The sequence below is a fragment of the Treponema peruense genome, assembly GCF_016117655.1.
Taxonomy (GTDB): domain Bacteria; phylum Spirochaetota; class Spirochaetia; order Treponematales; family Treponemataceae; genus Treponema_D; species Treponema_D peruense.
Genome location: NZ_CP064936.1, coordinates 1,892,264 through 1,908,440, shown reverse-complemented (window position 1 = coordinate 1,908,440; position 16,177 = coordinate 1,892,264). Strand labels below are relative to the sequence as shown.

The 16,177-nt window shown below is 42.0% G+C and carries 14 protein-coding genes; 12 read left to right on the top strand and 2 right to left on the bottom strand.

What is annotated here, in order from left to right; genetic code table 11:
• Positions 1-7: 7 nt before the first annotated feature.
• From IWA51_RS08775 to IWA51_RS08740, 8 genes are all read left to right on the top strand, one after another.
• Positions 8-646, top strand: a complete 639-nt coding sequence (locus tag IWA51_RS08775) for a hypothetical protein (protein ID WP_198442134.1) — start codon at positions 8-10, stop codon at positions 644-646.
• Complete coding sequence (locus tag IWA51_RS08770) at positions 643-2,433, top strand: V-type ATP synthase subunit A (RefSeq protein ID WP_177527551.1); 1,791 nt, start codon at positions 643-645, stop codon at positions 2,431-2,433. The genes IWA51_RS08775 and IWA51_RS08770 overlap by 4 nt, the downstream gene beginning before the upstream one ends.
• Positions 2,430-3,818, top strand: a complete 1,389-nt coding sequence (locus tag IWA51_RS08765) for a V-type ATP synthase subunit B (RefSeq protein WP_177527550.1) — start codon at positions 2,430-2,432, stop codon at positions 3,816-3,818. The genes IWA51_RS08770 and IWA51_RS08765 overlap by 4 nt, the downstream gene beginning before the upstream one ends.
• Complete coding sequence (locus IWA51_RS08760; RefSeq protein WP_177527549.1) at positions 3,818-4,441, top strand: V-type ATP synthase subunit D; 624 nt, start codon at positions 3,818-3,820, stop codon at positions 4,439-4,441. Before IWA51_RS08765 ends, IWA51_RS08760 begins: the two co-directional genes overlap by 1 nt.
• Complete coding sequence (locus IWA51_RS08755; RefSeq protein ID WP_177527548.1) at positions 4,438-4,938, top strand: universal stress protein; 501 nt, start codon at positions 4,438-4,440, stop codon at positions 4,936-4,938. Before IWA51_RS08760 ends, IWA51_RS08755 begins: the two co-directional genes overlap by 4 nt.
• Before the next feature lie 57 nt (positions 4,939-4,995).
• On the top strand, positions 4,996-5,673 hold the full coding sequence (locus IWA51_RS08750; protein ID WP_177527547.1) for a response regulator transcription factor: 678 nt from the start codon (positions 4,996-4,998) through the stop codon (positions 5,671-5,673).
• 78 nt (positions 5,674-5,751) lie between these two features.
• Positions 5,752-7,008 (top strand): sensor histidine kinase, encoded by a 1,257-nt coding sequence (locus IWA51_RS08745; protein ID WP_198442133.1) that lies wholly within the window; start codon positions 5,752-5,754, stop codon positions 7,006-7,008.
• Between the two features lie 60 nt (positions 7,009-7,068).
• Positions 7,069-8,301 (top strand): LL-diaminopimelate aminotransferase, encoded by a 1,233-nt coding sequence (locus IWA51_RS08740; RefSeq protein ID WP_177527545.1) that lies wholly within the window; start codon positions 7,069-7,071, stop codon positions 8,299-8,301.
• Positions 8,302-8,414: 113 nt separating this feature from the next.
• Here IWA51_RS08740 and IWA51_RS08735 read toward each other — a convergent pair whose 3' ends face one another.
• A complete protein-coding gene (locus tag IWA51_RS08735; RefSeq protein WP_177527544.1) occupies positions 8,415-9,701 on the bottom strand; it encodes a hypothetical protein in 1,287 nt (428 codons plus the stop codon).
• A 171-nt stretch (positions 9,702-9,872) separates the two neighbouring features.
• Here IWA51_RS08735 and IWA51_RS08730 point away from each other — a divergent pair, with 171 nt between their 5' ends.
• The 4 genes from IWA51_RS08730 to IWA51_RS08715 are packed head-to-tail and all read left to right on the top strand — an operon-like array spanning position 9,873 to position 14,695.
• Entirely contained in the window at positions 9,873-12,314 is a 2,442-nt protein-coding gene (locus IWA51_RS08730; protein ID WP_198442132.1) for a chemotaxis protein CheA, read from the top strand.
• A gap of 3 nt (positions 12,315-12,317) precedes the next feature.
• Positions 12,318-13,736 carry a CheR family methyltransferase gene (locus tag IWA51_RS08725; RefSeq protein WP_198442131.1) on the top strand — a complete coding sequence of 473 codons (1,419 nt, stop codon included), beginning with the start codon at positions 12,318-12,320 and terminating at the stop codon, positions 13,734-13,736.
• A 26-nt stretch (positions 13,737-13,762) separates the two neighbouring features.
• A complete protein-coding gene (locus IWA51_RS08720) occupies positions 13,763-14,245 on the top strand; it encodes a chemotaxis protein CheX (RefSeq protein ID WP_177527541.1) in 483 nt (160 codons plus the stop codon).
• 15 nt (positions 14,246-14,260) lie between these two features.
• Positions 14,261-14,695 carry a response regulator gene (locus IWA51_RS08715; protein WP_177527540.1) on the top strand — a complete coding sequence of 145 codons (435 nt, stop codon included), beginning with the start codon at positions 14,261-14,263 and terminating at the stop codon, positions 14,693-14,695.
• Between the two features lie 106 nt (positions 14,696-14,801).
• Here IWA51_RS08715 and IWA51_RS08710 read toward each other — a convergent pair whose 3' ends face one another.
• A complete protein-coding gene (locus tag IWA51_RS08710; protein WP_198442130.1) occupies positions 14,802-16,133 on the bottom strand; it encodes a sensor domain-containing diguanylate cyclase in 1,332 nt (443 codons plus the stop codon).
• Between the last annotated feature and the right edge of the window lie 44 nt (positions 16,134-16,177).

The following is a 16,177-nucleotide window of genomic DNA, read 5'->3' as shown; positions in this document are numbered from 1 at the left end:
ATATAAAATGGAAGAATTACGTTCAACAGAAGTTCTTGATAAAGAAATCAGGGCCGACAGTACAAAAAAAGCGGCCCGTGTTCTTTCTGAGGCTCAGAAAACGGCAGCGTCTCTTATTGACGGTGTTGAAGCCAGACTTGAACTGGCCGCAGAAGCTGCAAAAAAAGCGTCTCAGGAAAAAATGCGCTCTTATGAAAAAAACTTAAATGCTTCGCTTCCCCTTGAAAAACAGAGGTGTCTTGTAAGTTTTGTTTATAACAGCGTTATTGAGTCTATGAATTTGTATTTTGATTCACTTGACGCAGAAAAGCATCTGGAAATAATCGGAACCATGATTGAACGCACAAAAAAAATACTTGAAGGTAAAAAAATCAATGCAGTCGTTGTTGGTTTCGATAAGACTGCGGCAGAAAAAATGCTTAAAGACAAATTCGGTGAAAATCTTGCCGGCTGTTCTGAAGGAAAAGAAATACTTTTGCGCGACGAAGCCGTAAAGGGATTTTCAAGAAGGGAAGGAATTATTCTTTCTACTGATGATTCAAAAATAAAATGCCGACTTACACTTGACGAGATAATAAAAGAAATGCTTGATGAAAAAAGTGAGGAGCTTTCTTTGGCTCTCTTTTGCGGGAGGCTTCCGGAATGATTGAAGGTAAAATAACAAGAATAAGCGGACCTATTGTTTATGCCGAAGGACTGGACGGCTGCGGACTCTACGACGTTGTTGATGTAGGCGAAAAAAAACTTATCGGTGAAATAATCCGCCAGAGTGAAGGAAATGCCACAATCCAGGTTTACGAAGACGTTTCGGGAATGCATGTAGGTGAACGCGTAGTAAGCAACGAAAGGCCTTTGTCCCTTAAACTTGGACCTGGACTTGTCGGAACAATTTACGACGGAATCCAGCGCCCGCTTAAGGAAATGTACGAAAGCGGTGGTGCTTTTCTGCTTCCTGGCCAGCGTACAGATGCAATTGACACAAAACGCAAGTGGGACTTTACCCCGGCACAGCATCCTTCTGACGGTTCAGAAATAAAAGAAGGCTCTTCCATTGCCCCGGGAATGGTTTTGGGTACAGTACAGGAAACAGGCTCTGTTCTTCATAAGATTATGGTTCCTCCCACAATAAGAGGCCGCGTTCTTTCTTCATTTGCAGGAAAGGGGTCTTATACTGTAGACGAAGTTATTGCAACGACAGAACTTGATGAAAAAATTACAATGTCACAGTACTGGCCGCTCAGAAAACCAAGACCTTTTGCACACAAACTCGAAGTTTCACAGCCTCTGGTAACAGGACTTAGGGTTATAGATGTTTTCTTTCCTTTAAGCAAGGGTGGCACTGCTGCTATTCCGGGCGGATTCGGTACAGGAAAAACTATGACCCAGCATGCCATAGCAAAATGGTGCGACGCTGATCTTATCGTTTACATAGGATGCGGTGAACGCGGAAACGAAATGACCGATGTTCTTACGGACTTTCCAAAACTGATTGACCCAAGAACAGGCCGTTCCCTTATGGAAAGAACCATTCTTATCGCAAACACATCAAATATGCCTGTTGCTGCCCGTGAAGTTTCGCTTTATTCTGGAATTACACTTGCCGAATATTACCGCGATATGGGAATGCATGTTGCAATCATGGCAGACTCTACCAGCCGTTGGGCAGAAGCATTGCGCGAACTTTCAGGACGTATGGAAGAAATGCCTGCCGAAGAAGGATTCCCTGCATATCTTCCTACAAGACTTGCAGAATTTTACGAACGTGCCGGTCGCGTAGACAGCCTGTGCGGAAAAGAAGGTTCTGTTTCTGTAATCGGTGCAGTTTCGCCTCCTGGAGGAGATTTTTCTGAACCTGTTACCCAGCATACAAAACGGTTTATCAGATGTTTCTGGGCTTTGGACCGCGAACTTGCCAATGCACGCCATTATCCTGCCATCGGATGGATAGATTCCTATTCAGAATATGCAGATGAGATTCGTTCCTGGTGGGATAAATTTGATCCGCGCTGGGCTTCAATCCGTGTTCAGGCACTGGATCTTCTTAAAAGAGAGCAGCGCCTCCAGCAGATAGTGCGTCTTATTGGTGCAGATGCTCTTCCCGATGCAGACCGTCTTGTTCTTACTGCATGTGAACTGATTAAAAACGGCTTTTTGCAGCAGGACCAGTTTGACAAGGTAGACGCCTATTCAGTCCCTGAAAAACAGATTCAGATTCTGATTCTTATAATGAACTATTATGAAAAGGCTCTTGCGGTTGTCAAAGCCGGCTGTCCTCTTCTTAAGGTTGTTGAACTTCCTGTTCGCGCCGAGATTCTCAGGGCAAAGAGCGAAGTTGCAAATGACAATTTGGATAAACTTACAGAAATTCAGGGTCATCTCGAAAACCAGATGGCCGAACTGGAGCGGATGTACCGCAAGGATGCAGCTGTATGAGAGGCGTAGAATATTCCGGACTGACCGCAGTTGACGGACCGATTGTTGTAGTCCGCCGCAGCGAGAATTCTTTTTATGACGAAGTAGTCTATGTTCGCGACAAAAACGGTGAAAAAAAGACCGGACGAATAATTGACTTGAACGAAACTGCCGCTGTTGTTCAGATTTTCGGAAGCACGACAGGCTTGGATTTGGATTCGACAACCGTTGAATTCCTTGAAGAACCTCTGGAACTGAGGGTAGGACGCGGCCTTTTGGGAAGAATTTTCAACGGTCTTGGAGAACCCATTGACGGTTACCCCGAAATTATTTCAAGCAGAAAGGTAAATGTAAACGGAAACCCCATTAACCCTTATGCCCGTGTTTACCCGCGTGACTTTATTCAGACAGGAATTTCTTCCATAGACGGAATGAACACTCTTATTCGCGGACAGAAGCTTCCTATATTCAGCGGTAACGGTCTTCCCCACAATAAGCTTGCAGCCCAGATTATCAGACAGGCAAAACTTTTGAACAGTGACGAAGAATTTGTAATGGTTTTTGCAGGAATGGGAATCAAGTACGACGTTGCCCAGTTCTTTAAGAATACTTTTGAGGAAAGCGGTGTTCTTTCAAAGGTAGTAATGTTCCAGAGTCTGGCAGATGCACCTTCCATAGAAAGAATTATTACACCAAGATGTGCCCTTACTGCAGCTGAATATCTGGCTTTTGAATGCAACATGCATGTTCTTGTTGTAATGACAGATATGACCAACTACTGCGAGGCCCTTCGTGAAATTTCTACAACCCGCGGTGAAGTTCCGGGAAGAAAAGGATATCCTGGATATCTTTATTCAAATCTTGCGGAACTTTACGAGCGTGCCGGAAAAATTCAGGGAAGTACAGGTTCGATTACCCAAATTCCTATTCTTACGATGCCCAACGATGACATAAGCCATCCTATTCCTGACCTTACGGGATACATTACAGAAGGCCAGATTGTTCTTGACCGCGAAATGTCGCAGAAGGGAATGTATCCTCCTGTAAGCGGACTGCCAAGCTTGAGCCGCCTTATGAAAGACGGAATCGGTGCAGGTATGACAAGAGAAGACCACGCTTCTGTTTCGAGCCAGCTTTTTGCTTCGTACAGTAAGGTTAAGTCCATACGCAACCTTGCTTCCATTATCGGTGAAGAAGAGCTGTCTTCTTTGGACCGCCTTTACCTTAAGTTCGGAAACGAGCTTGAGTCAAAGTTTTTTACCCAGGGTGAGTACGAAGACCGCTCAATTGATGAAACACTTGATTTGGGCTGGAAACTTCTGTCAATCCTTCCGGTGGACGAACTGTACAGAATAAAGACGGATCTTATAGAAAAATATCTTCCAAAGGAAAAGGAAGCAGAATAATGGCAAGGCTGAATATAGCTCCTACAAAGTCAAATCTTCTCTCAATAAAAGAACAGCTTCAGGTCAGTACCGAAGGCTATGATCTTCTTGAACAGAAGCGTGAGATTCTTGTAATGGAACTTATGCGCATTGTTGAAAAAATAAAACTTCTTGAGCGTGAAATTGACAAGTGTATTGCCAAAGCATATCCTGCGCTCAAGAACATGCTTATGGCGGTGGGTGGTGACCGTGTCGAACGCATTGCACATGCGGTAAAATACAAATTCGATATAACAAAAAAGCCTGTCGTTGTTGGCGGAATGACGTTTACAACAATAGACGTAAATCTTCCCAAAAGAGAGCTTTTTTCTTCAATGCTGGGAACCTTTGCCGACAGCGACGAAGTAATGAAAGATTTTTTTGAACTTCTTTCACTTCTTACACAGATGGCCAGCATAAGGACTATAGCATGGAGACTGGCACTTGAAGTCAAAAAAACGCAGCGTCGCGTAAACGCACTTGACAAGATGGTAATTCCGCAGGCAAGAGACACCGTAAAGTACATTGAAAGTGTCCTTGAAGAACGTGAAAGAGATAATGTGTTTGTCTTGAAATCTTTAAAGAACAGGCAGGGAGTAAAATGATAAAACCTCTTTTTCAGCGTATTGTTGTGGCATACAATGGTTCTCAGTCTTCGTTGCGGGCAGTAATGTTCGGCATAATTATGGCAAGGCAGTACAAGTGCAGCCTTAAGGTTGTGTATGTTGTAGATACTGCAACAATCCGCCAGCTTGCACTTTCCAAGTTTATTGTAAAGGAAGAAGGGGATACCATTGCCGGAAACCTTCAGCAGGACGGGGACAGAAACCTTTCGTATGTTGCTTCCCTTGCAAAAACCAAAGGCGTAAAAATAGACGTTGAACTCAGAAAAGGTGCCGTCTGGTCAGAAATAATTACTGCCGCCGATGAATATAAGGCAAATCTCGTTCTTTTGGGCGGAACAACAGGCGGAAGCCGCACTACGTCTTCTTTGGTTCATGATGTTGTAACCGAACAGGATGCCGAGATTATAGGAAGCGCACACTGTTCGGTCATGGTTGTAAGAGAACCGTTTATTGAGCAGCTTTTTAAGATGTGCTAGTCATAATGTTAGTAATTTATGCTGGTTAACGGCAGGAAAATATAGTATACTGTCCCAATGAGAATTCTTTTAGTCGAAGATGAAATACGCCTTTCACAGGCTCTTGTAGAAATATTCCAGAAACGCCGTTACGGTGTAGATGCAGTTTATACCGGTACTGACGGCTTAAAATATGCCCGCAGCGGAATATATGATGCCGTAATTCTTGATATTATGCTTCCCGGAATGGACGGCTTTGAAGTTTTGAAAACTCTTCGTGCCGAAAAAAATTCTGTTCCGGTTCTTGTGCTTACCGCAAAAGATGATGTGTCTGATCTGGTAAAAGGTCTTGATACGGGGGCCGATGATTACCTGGTAAAGCCTTTTAGCACTGAAGAACTGCTTGCACGTCTCAGGGCTCTTACACGGCGCAAGGGTGAAGTCCGCGAAAATACTGTTTCCTTCGGAGATCTTGTCCTTAACAAAAGCAACTGTGAACTTCAGAAAGTCGGTGGAGAAGCAATAAAACTTTCGCTCAAAGAATTTCAGATAATAGAACTTTTGTTCGAAAACCCGCGCCAGATTATAAAAAAAGAGCGCATTATAGAAAAAATCTGGGGCGGTGACAGCGATGCTGAATACAATAATGTTGAAGTCTATATTTCCTTTATCAGAAAAAAAATGGAACAGCTCAAAGTCACAACCCAGATAAGGACTTCGCGCGGAATAGGTTATTCCCTGGAGGAAGGAAAGTAATTTTCTTTTTGGCAGTAAGTGTTCAGGCGTCTTCACTTAAAGTTTTCGTTTATTTCTCTGACAATAATAGCTGTAATAATGGCCGTTATTGTTTTTATGCTCAATTATAATCTTGCCCTTACAAATTACGACGGTTCCGAACGTTTTATGCAGGATCTGCTTGAACATGACGGGCATCCGCCGGCCTTTGAATACGAACGTTTTTCCTATAACCACGGCGCAAAAATTGAAAAGCAGGATTCACATTTGTCAATAATAAAATTTCTTTTTCCGTTTTCACCAATGCCTGCCGGGTTCCGCAATTTTTATTCCGGTCTTTTGAACAGTAGCGGCCGGCTGTACAGAACAATAAGCGATTTTTCCAGTTCAGAAACAGATGAAGAACTTAATACAATAATTGCGCGCATGTTTGCTGACAGAACAGCAGATTATTCGCATAAACTTTATAACGGTTATGCATTCAGGATGAGACCCCATGCAGACGGATACCTCATCGTAATTCTTGACAGGCGCAACGAGATTCATCTTCAGTTTAATTTTACGCTCATTTCACTTGCAGTTTTTTTTGTAAGTCTTGTAATTGCATTTTTTATCTGCTGGGGATTTTCATTCTGGGCAATAAAACCTGTAAAAGAAGCCTTTGTACGCCAGAAACAGTTTATTGCAGATGCAAGCCACGAACTCAAAACTCCGGTTGCCGTAATCGGTGCAAATGCTGATGTTCTTGAACAGGAAATTCCCGGCAACAAATGGCTGGAGTATATAAAGAAAGAAAACATGCGCATGTCGGCACTCATAAAAGATCTGCTCTTTCTTGCAAGAAACGATTCTGGCCGTCTTGAGATGAACCCGGTCAGATTTGATCTTGCTTCCTGCTGTGCATGTGCCGTTCTCCCTTTTGAAAGTGTTGTTTTTGAACAAGGTAAAAAGCTCGAAACAGAAATTCCCCAAACCCCCGTTTACGTATATGCCGACGAGTCCAGAATAAAGCAGTGCCTTGTAATTTTTCTGGACAATGCGCTTAAAAATTCAGAAAAGGGCGATCTTGTAAGGGTAAGTGCTGGAATGAGTGACGGAAAGTGTTTTATAAAAGTCTTTAATACCGGACACGGAATTCCAAAAGATGCCCTTACAAAAATATTCAACCGCTTTTATCGGGCAGATACCTCTAGGGCACGTGCAACAGGCGGATGCGGTCTTGGACTGTCAATTGCAAAAACCATCGCTGACTCACACCATGCCAGAATTACGGTTAATTCGGTCGAAGGAAAAAATGCAGAATTTACGCTGTACCTTAACCAAGACCTGCGGCACAGAATTTCAAGGCTGTATTGAACCGTACAAAAAAAAATGTTAAACTTTCAAAAATTCTGAAAATCGCTCAAGAGGACTTTTATGATAAAGAAGAACGAAAACTACACAAATCTTGCCAAAGGATATCTTTTTCCCGAAATTGCAAAGCGCCGCCGTGAGTTTCAGGCTGCAAACCCAGATGCAAAAATAATCAGCCTTGGAATAGGAAATACAACCGAGCCGCTTACACCCCATATCGTTGAAGCAATGAAAAACTTTGTTGAAGCGATGGGAACAAAAGAAGGCTACGAAGGTTATCAGGATGACAGTGCCGGAATGCCCAAACTTCGTGAAAGAATTTCAAGCGCAATCTACTCGGGTAAAATTCTTCCCTCAGAAGTTTTTGTTTCAGACGGTGCAAAGTGTGACCTTGGTAGGCTTCAGGCAATGTTCGGAAGGGGAGTGAAGGTTGCAGTTCAGGATCCTTCTTATCCTGTTTATGTAGACGGTTCTGTAATGGCTGGTGCCGGCGGAAAGCATCCCGTGACTGACCATGGTTTTGATGATATTACATACATGCCCTGTCTTCCAGAAAATGATTTCTTTCCTGACCTGTCAGTAGTTCAGAAAGACAGCCTTATTTACATCTGTTCACCAAACAATCCGACCGGTGCAGTTGCTTCACGCGAAAACCTTTCAAAACTGGTTGAATTTGCAAAGGCTAACGGCTGTATAATTCTTTTTGATGCAGCATATTCTTTCTTTATTCAGGATAAAAATCTTCCGAAGTCAATTTACGAGATAGAAGGGGCAAAGGACTGTGCAATAGAAATGCAGTCTTTCTCAAAACCAGCCGGATTCACCGGTGTACGTCTTGGATGGTGCGTTGTTCCCGAAAATCTCAAGTTTGAAGACGGTTCACGTGTATGTGATGCCTGGGCCAGAATTACAAATACTGCATTCAACGGAGCAAGCAATATTGCCCAGGCAGGAGGATACGCAGCTTTGGATGAAACCGGTCTTGCCGAGATGAATGCGACAATCAGATATTATCTCGAAAATGCTGCCCTTATCAGAAGCGCCCTTGAAAGTGACAATTTCAAAAAAATGGGTGTAGAAGTTTATTCAGGCGGAAACGCACCCTATGTCTGGGCAAAATTTACAGGAAAGAAAAGCTGGGATGTTTTTGATGAAATACTCCGTCAGTGCAATGTTGTAGTTACACCGGGCGCAGGATTCGGACCGAGCGGTGAAAGTTTCATAAGATTCAGTTCCTTCGGTCATCGCGAAAATATCCAGGAAGCCTGCGAAAGACTCAAGTCCTTCAATATGTAGTTTTTCTGCTGGTTTTAGCAAATATAAAGTGATGCCTTAATTAGTCTTTACGGGTTTTTGCTTGCTGAAACTCGTAAAGATAAAAGGTGTTGTCGCAAACAACCCCATTTATCTTACAACTGGCTTCTAAAACCGACAGTTGCCTGGATTGCGGACTTCCAGTCAGAAGCCAGTTCAAGGCAACTTACCGACACCGCTCCGTTCAAAGTTCCGCCGAAAACAGGGAATTTTATGAAAGGAGTAACAAGAAATTCTTTGTTCCAGCCTATAACACTTTGAAAGTCATTTATTGCATCTTCAAGGTCTGAGTCTGTAAAGAAGAATGTTCCGTGTATACCGAATGTAAAATTCGTGTTTCCAAGATAAAGATTGTCAGAAACTACACAGAGATTCATTCCCAGAAGGTTGTTTATTGTCTCATCCTTTGTTACGATTCCCTTAAGATAAAGCATATCGTCTGCACTTTCTGTCGGAATATTGAATGCTGTTATGTTTATAGTACAGTTTCTGAGCATAAGGCGCGGTTCCAGAAGAAAATACAGGTCAGAAAAGGACAGTTTGTTTGTGTTTTCGTCAGTGGCAGAAGGGTTAAGCGTCAGTTTGTTGAATCCTGCCTGCATAAAGAAAGAAGACATATGTCTGTCTCCGATGAGCATGTTTATTCCCGTATGGAACTGGACTTCCCTGATAATAAGAATAACTTTGTTTCCTGCATCATCAGTTTTGTCAATGGGGAATGCAAGGCCTGCCGAAAAGTCAAGTGTCAGTTTTGGCAGAACAGTTGCAATCCTGAAGTCTGTATTTATTGCATTTCTGTTGATTTCCTGTGATGTTCCTGCATTTTTTATCTGCTCGTTGTTGTAAAGTGAAAATTCAAGTGCAAAAGGTTTCTGCGGGTGAAGAACGTATGCAAGACCGCCACCGTAGAAAGGATAGACAGAAGCACCGCTCAGACCGTGCCAGCTTTCTGTAAGCATTGATGTAATAGGTGCAACCCCAAACTGGCGCTGAATAAAAATGTCAGAACCCGCCGGCTCAAAGTTTCCAAGAAAGGCGCTCAAATAATGGGTTGAATTGAGTGTTCCTATTTTGTATGTAGCAGATATTTCTTCCAGTCTGAAGAAAGAATTCGGTTCATCAGGGTCTTTAAAAATATTCTGTCCGAACAAATCCTTGGCCTGCATATAGAATTCCCCGCGCAAAAGCAGGTTTCCGCCAAAGTCAAGCTGTCCTGAAAAAAATGTTTCCGCAGAAACTTTCGGAGCCATGGCATCTGAGTTTTTTGTATTGTAAATGTCAGACAAAAATCCGGCGTATCCGCTGAAGTACGGCATTTGAAGGCCGAAAGCCGCAGAAGAAGCGACAAGAAGGGCCGCTGATGCTCCTAAAAATTTTTTCACTGTGTCCTCCCTGAAAGTACCGGTTTAGTTCAGCATAAAAATCAGTACGGGTCTTTTTTTTATTATCGGCATTGGAGTTATATATCTTTAGCAGCCGAAAAACATTTGAAAACCTTTCAAAAAAGCAACCTGATTGCTTGACTTATATAGATATCCGATTAAAATATAGGTATGAGTGATTATCTTGATGCAAATAATGAGGAACTTCTTAAAGATTTCTTTTCCGAAGCTGAACAGCAGGTAGAAACTCTTGAAAGCAATATTCTTGTTATAGAAAATGATCCGTCAAATCATGACGCAATAGATGAGATTTTCAGAGCTGCCCATACTTTAAAGGGAGGTTCCGCTACTGTAGAAATGACAGAACTTGCAACTTTCTGTCATGAAGTAGAAGATCTTCTTGACGCTCTCAGAAGCGGTTCTGTTTCTGTATCCGAACCAATAGTTGATGTTCTGCTTTCGGCAATAGACACAATAAAGGCTATGCTTGAAGCAAGAAGTTCGGGGACAGTTTATGATGCAGACACAGATCCCATTGTAAAAAAGATAATGTCATTTATTCCTGAAAAGGGAGAAAAAAAGAAGTCTGCCCCTGTAAAACTCCCCGCCGGAATGCTTGGTTCGGCTTCTGTTGCAAAGAGTGAACCCCAGATGGTTCCTGCTGCTGCCGGTGCAGATACAGGAATGCCTCCTGTTCCGCCTATTTCTGCAGAAGAACTTTCGGAACTTAACGATGCAGTACAGGACGGACAGAAGCTTTGGACAGTAAACGTTACATTCGATGAATCAAACCCGATGAACAGCGTCGGCGGAATTCAGGTATTTGCGGCTCTTAAAAACTGCGGAACCGTACTTAAAACAGTTCCTGACTTTGAAGCACTCTACGAGGATGAATTCCATCCGCAGGTAGTTTACTATATAGCATCTTCTGCAGAACAGTCTGTCCTTGAAGATGTTGCTTTCCTTGACGATGTTACGACAGCAACTGATGCACATCTGGTCGAATCTTCTGCTGCAGCTCCTGTTAAGGAACAGCCTGCTCTAGTAAAGGAAGAGCCCAAAGAGGAACCCGTACAGACCGCTGCTCCTGCTGAAAAAGAAGCGGCTCCGCAGACCGTACAAAAGCAGGAATCGGTTCCGGCTACTACAGAAAACCTTCAGCAGGCAAAGAAATCCATACAGCAGCCGTCCCATGCCGTGGCTCAGACAGGTTCAATTCTTCGCGTAGATTCAAAGCGTGTAGATAACCTTATGAATCTTGTAAGCGAAACTGTAATTACAAAAGCCGCATTCAACCAGAACGGTCTTCATATGGCCGACCTTCAGATAAGACTTCAGAATTTGAATTCTGCATACAAGGAAAAACAGCATCATCTTATTGATTCATTCCCCAAACTTGTAGAATCCATTCAGGCAGGAATGTCCTTAAAAGATGCAAGGCAGAAGTTTGTAGAAGAAGTAGGCGGAATGATAGGTCTTTTTGATGTATTTGAAAATGACTTCAAGGCTTCTTCAAGCAAATACAGGTCAACTACCCAGAATTTGGGACGCATTACCAGTGAACTTCAGGAAGGCGTTATGAAAATAAGAATGGTTCCGATTGGAACTATTTTTAACCGCTTTCCAAGGGTTGTACGCGATTTGAGCAAGGATTTGGGCCGTAAAGTAGACCTTGTTATAGAAGGTGAAGATACAGAACTTGACAAGACTGTAGTTGATGATCTTCTTGATCCTATCATGCACTGTGTCAGAAACTCTGTTGACCACGGTATTGAACCCCCGGAGCGTCGTCTGGAACTGGGTAAAAAAGAGACAGGTACACTTACTCTCAAGGCTTCCAATGAAGGAAACATGATTGTCATTGACATAATCGATGACGGTGAGGGTATCAATGTAGAAAAAGTACGCGAAAAGGCAATAAAGAAGGGACTTATAAGCCCCAACAAGGTTCTGTCAAATCAGGAAGCATACAACCTTATTTTCCTTCCGGGATTTTCTACAAGCGATAAAATAAGCAGCGTTTCGGGTCGCGGAGTAGGTCTTGATGTTGTCAAGACTATGATAGAAAAACTCAAGGGAACCATAAGCGTTACCAGCGAAAAAGACAAGGGTTCAAAGTTCTCTATAAGACTTCCTCTTACTCTTGCAATTATTCAGGGTCTTCTGGTTCGTGTCGGAAAAGAAATTTACTCAATACCTATTGCAAATGTTATTGAAAGCCAGCGTGTAAAGCGCGAAACTATCAGTACAATAGACAATTATGAAGTTTTGAACGTAAGAAACGAAGTTATTTCTATTCTCAGGCTGAACAGACTGTTCAATATCCGCCGCAGTGATGAAAGTGAATACTGCTTTATCGTTATTGTCGGTTCCCAGGAAAAGAAGATCGGCGTTATGGTAGATGCTCTGATTGGTGAAGAAGATGTTGTTATAAAGCCTCTGCACGATCAGTTTACTTCTTCACCGGGAATTGCCGGCGCAACGGTATTGGGAGACGGATCTGTTTCTTTGATTATAGATGTAAGCCAGCTTCTTGAGCTTGGTGTAAAACAGGAACTCGATGCCCAGCAGCTTCGTGAGGCAGAAGCCATTAAAAGCGCGGGAAGGAGTTAATAAATGGCAACTATTCAGGATAAATTAAGCATACTGGCAAAAACAACAGAAGCTTTTGATGACAGTTCGGATTCAAGGCTTTCTGACGAAAAAAAGAAGGTAACCCTTGTTGACTTCAAGATGGTTACTTTTTCACTTTCAGGAAAAGATTATGCCATTGATATCATGAAGGTCAAGGAAATTGCAAAGGCCGGCCACTTTACGTATGTTCCGAATACGCTTCCTTTTGTAAGGGGAGTTTACAATCTTCGCGGCGATATTATTCCAATAATTGATTTGAGGCTCTTTTTTAATATTGATGTCAGCGAAAGCGACGATGAAGCGCTCGAAAACATGCTGATTGTTACTGTCGGTGAGCAGACTTTCGGTGTTGTAGTTGATGACATTGACAAGGTTGTCGGTATTCAGAAGAGTTCAATCCAGCCGCCGCACCCTCTGTTTGGTGACATTAACATCAAGTACATTTACGGTGTCGTGGAAGCAGAAAAACGCCTTTACATTCTTCTTGACATAGACAGAATATTTGGCGTTCATTCCATTGAAGAAGCTCGTGAAATGGCCGCTTCTGCAAAGAGAAATATTTCTGCCGAAGAAAAAGAAGAAGAAATTCCGGCTCGTTTAGAGGAAAAGACAGCAGAAGAAAAAGTTGCCGCTGTTGTTGCATCTGAATCCAAAAGCAAAGAAGATATTGCTGCCGAAAACATGCACTTTGTTTCGGAGTCGCTTAAAAATCTCAGAAAATTTTCTGTAAATTCCATAACAGAAGACTGGTTTAAAAACCGCTTTAAGGAATGGAGTGAAGCGCGCGGTGAAAATATTCAGCTTCTTAATGAGGCCGATGCAGATTCTTTCCTGGCACCTTTCTATTCAAGATGTAACGGAACATGGTGGACCGAAGAATATGCCCAGTCTGTTTATAAAATTCTTCCCGACAATTCTGCAAGGAATATTGTTGTCTGGAATCCTGGCTGTGGAAAAGGTTTTGAGTCCTATTCACTGGCCTGTATCTTAAAAAAGCGCTATCCGAATGCTTCAATAAAAATTTATGCGCATGATGTTGACCTTCTGAGTGTTTCAAATGCGCCGTTAATGAATTTGACAGATGAGGCAAGCAGGGACTGGTACCAGCCCTATACAACAAAGACGGCTTCCGGTGATTATACTTTCTCAAAGGAAATCAAGGATTCTGTTATGTTTGAATATCATGACTGCGTGAACACAAATAGTCTTCCGCCTATTGATATTATTTTTGTAAGGGATATGATATCATTTATTCCCGAAAAGTCCCAGGAAGTTCTTCTTTCTGAATTTGCGGAAAAAATGAAAGGCAACGGAATTATTGTTTCAGGTGACAACGAAGTTCTTTCTGTTCCGGGATTTACAAGAAAAACTTCGGGAAATGTGGCGTTCTATTCAAAATAAGTATAATAAAAACAGGGGGATTTTGAATGAGAGTAGAATACATCAATCCGTTTGTTGAAACTTCCTACAGGGTTTTGAAGGAAGTTTTAGGCGGTGCAGAGGTTAAACGCGGTGATTTATACCTGAAGTCAACGGCAATGCCTGTAATGGGTGTTGCAGCTCTTGTAGGTCTTGCAGGAGATGTAGAAGGCCGTGTTCTTTTTGACATGACATTTGAGACGGCTCTTAATATTGCCTCTAAAATGAATGATGAAAAGCTTCAGGTTTTTGATGATCTGGCAAAGGCTACAATCAGTGAACTTGCCAATCTTATTACGGCACAGGCTGTAACAAAGCTTCATGAACTTGGATTTAAGTTTGATCTTACTCCGCCTGCACTGTTTGCAGGAGAAAAAATGGAAATAGCGGCATTGGGCGGAACCAATGAGAATGTAGAAGCTCTTATTGTTCCTCTGATTACCGAATATGGAAAAATCGAAGTAAACGTCGCAATCCGCGAGCGTGCATAAATAAGGAGCTTATATATGAAGACAAAACAGGATTTTCCGGCAATAAATGAGCGTCCGCCTGAAGGTATTAAAGTTGACGGCTCCAAATTCAGAGTCATGATAGTTGATGATTCAATGTTTGTTGCAAAACAGCTTACACAGATTCTTACCAGCGACGGATACGAAATTGTAGCTACGGCTCAGGACGGTAAGGAAGGCGTTGATAAATACAAGGAACTCTGTCCCAACGTTGATCTTGTTACAATGGACATTACTATGCCAAGAATGGACGGAATTACTGCATTGGAACAGATTATGGCTTTTGACAAGAATGCCCGTGTAGTTATGGTAAGTGCACTTGGTAAGGAAGAGCTTGTAAAGAAGTCCCTTCTTAGCGGTGCAAAAAACTATATTGTAAAACCTCTTGACCGCAAAAAGGTTCTCGAAAGAATCAGTGCTGCCCTTAAATAGGTTAAAAAAAGGTTGCCTGCCGGCAACCTTTTTTTGCAGTTTAGAAATGAATTGCCGAGAGACAATATATTTCTAAAAATTTAATTAGGATTGACGAAAGTCAAGCCTAATTAAATTTTCTTTCTGCTTTTTTGCGCTTTTTTTCTGCATACATTGATTTTTCTGCAATGCGTTCAATCTCTGCACTGGTTCCACCGTCTTCGAAAATTCTTGCATAACCGGCACTGATTCCGGGGGTAATTTTGAGTGAACCTATAATAATTGTACGTTCAATTGAATTTTCAATTCTTTTTATAATGGCTTTGTAGGTTTCTTCTGACTGCGCACCGTTAATTATGAGTGCAAATTCATCACCGCCAATTCTGTAAGGTTTGTCTTTGTCGCGCACGCAGTTTTTCAATAAATTGGCAATTATTTTAAGAAGCTCGTTTCCTATTTTGTGTCCGTAAGTGTCGTTTACTGTTTTGAAGTTGTTCAGGTCAAGATAGATTATTCCGTAGGGGGAACCTTCTTTTTGCAGGCAATCCAAAGTCTGCTGGTATTTTCTGCTGTTTGAAAGGCCTGTAAGTTCATCAATGTAGGTAAGTTTTTCAAGTTCCTTGTTTCTTTCCCTGATGTTCATAAGCATTGAAGACAAAAGAGATGCGAAAACGCTCAGGAGAATAGCGATAATGATTTTTACTGCAAGATATGCTCTTTGATGTGTCATAAACTGGTCTATTTTTAATACCCAGTACTGGTTCAGAATAGGGATTGTAAATTCCTGCGGATCGCAGAATTTCTGGGACTTTGACTTGATAAAAGGCACTATATTTATTGACGTGGAATCTATTACACTCAAATCGAATTTATAACCGTGTTTTTCCATTCCTTCAAGGTTTATTCCGTCAAAAATTGCGTCTGAACTGATGATTATTCCTGCATAACCCCAGTACCTGCCTGTTTTTGCCGGATCATTGAGAGGATTGCGCATAAGAAAATATTTCTTGTTGTCTTTTCCCGTAAAAGGGCCGTTCAGCGAAGGATTTGTTTTGTTGGGTCTGGTATTAAAAGCTTCTTGGAATGATTTGTCTGTGTCCAGGTTCTGCAAAACTATGTCGTTCTGGTCTTTAGGAAAAAAATATTTTGGTACATCGCCTGGAGCTATTGCAATGGAATGTATGCCTTTTAATTTGTCTGCAAGGACAGTGGAAGCCTTTTCAAAATCACTTATTTTTCCGTCATCCTGAAGAATCAGGGTTTCCCATATGTCAAGTATTCTTAAATAGTTGTTTATGTTTGCGTTTATTTTTGTCATTACAGATTCCGTTGTATATACAAGACGGGCCTGTTTGTCTTTGTTACCGTTTTTTTCCATGGTGACAATTATTACGGCGGCTACACCCAATGCTGCAATCAGTACAATTAACGGAATTTTCTGCTTTATTTTTTTTACCATGGACATAATACAACCTGAATATAATATTGGAATAGGTTCCGCGT

Coding starts and splice junctions, on each gene's coding strand:
- IWA51_RS08775 (WP_198442134.1), top strand. CDS start 8: ATGGAAGAATTACGTTCAACAGAAGTTCTTGATAAAGAAATCAGGGCC.
- IWA51_RS08770 (WP_177527551.1), top strand. CDS start 643: ATGATTGAAGGTAAAATAACAAGAATAAGCGGACCTATTGTTTATGCC.
- IWA51_RS08765 (WP_177527550.1), top strand. CDS start 2,430: ATGAGAGGCGTAGAATATTCCGGACTGACCGCAGTTGACGGACCGATT.
- IWA51_RS08760 (WP_177527549.1), top strand. CDS start 3,818: ATGGCAAGGCTGAATATAGCTCCTACAAAGTCAAATCTTCTCTCAATA.
- IWA51_RS08755 (WP_177527548.1), top strand. CDS start 4,438: ATGATAAAACCTCTTTTTCAGCGTATTGTTGTGGCATACAATGGTTCT.
- IWA51_RS08750 (WP_177527547.1), top strand. CDS start 4,996: ATGAGAATTCTTTTAGTCGAAGATGAAATACGCCTTTCACAGGCTCTT.
- IWA51_RS08745 (WP_198442133.1), top strand. CDS start 5,752: ATGGCCGTTATTGTTTTTATGCTCAATTATAATCTTGCCCTTACAAAT.
- IWA51_RS08740 (WP_177527545.1), top strand. CDS start 7,069: ATGATAAAGAAGAACGAAAACTACACAAATCTTGCCAAAGGATATCTT.
- IWA51_RS08730 (WP_198442132.1), top strand. CDS start 9,873: ATGAGTGATTATCTTGATGCAAATAATGAGGAACTTCTTAAAGATTTC.
- IWA51_RS08725 (WP_198442131.1), top strand. CDS start 12,318: ATGGCAACTATTCAGGATAAATTAAGCATACTGGCAAAAACAACAGAA.
- IWA51_RS08720 (WP_177527541.1), top strand. CDS start 13,763: ATGAGAGTAGAATACATCAATCCGTTTGTTGAAACTTCCTACAGGGTT.
- IWA51_RS08715 (WP_177527540.1), top strand. CDS start 14,261: ATGAAGACAAAACAGGATTTTCCGGCAATAAATGAGCGTCCGCCTGAA.
- IWA51_RS08710 (WP_198442130.1), bottom strand. CDS start 16,133: ATGGTAAAAAAAATAAAGCAGAAAATTCCGTTAATTGTACTGATTGCA.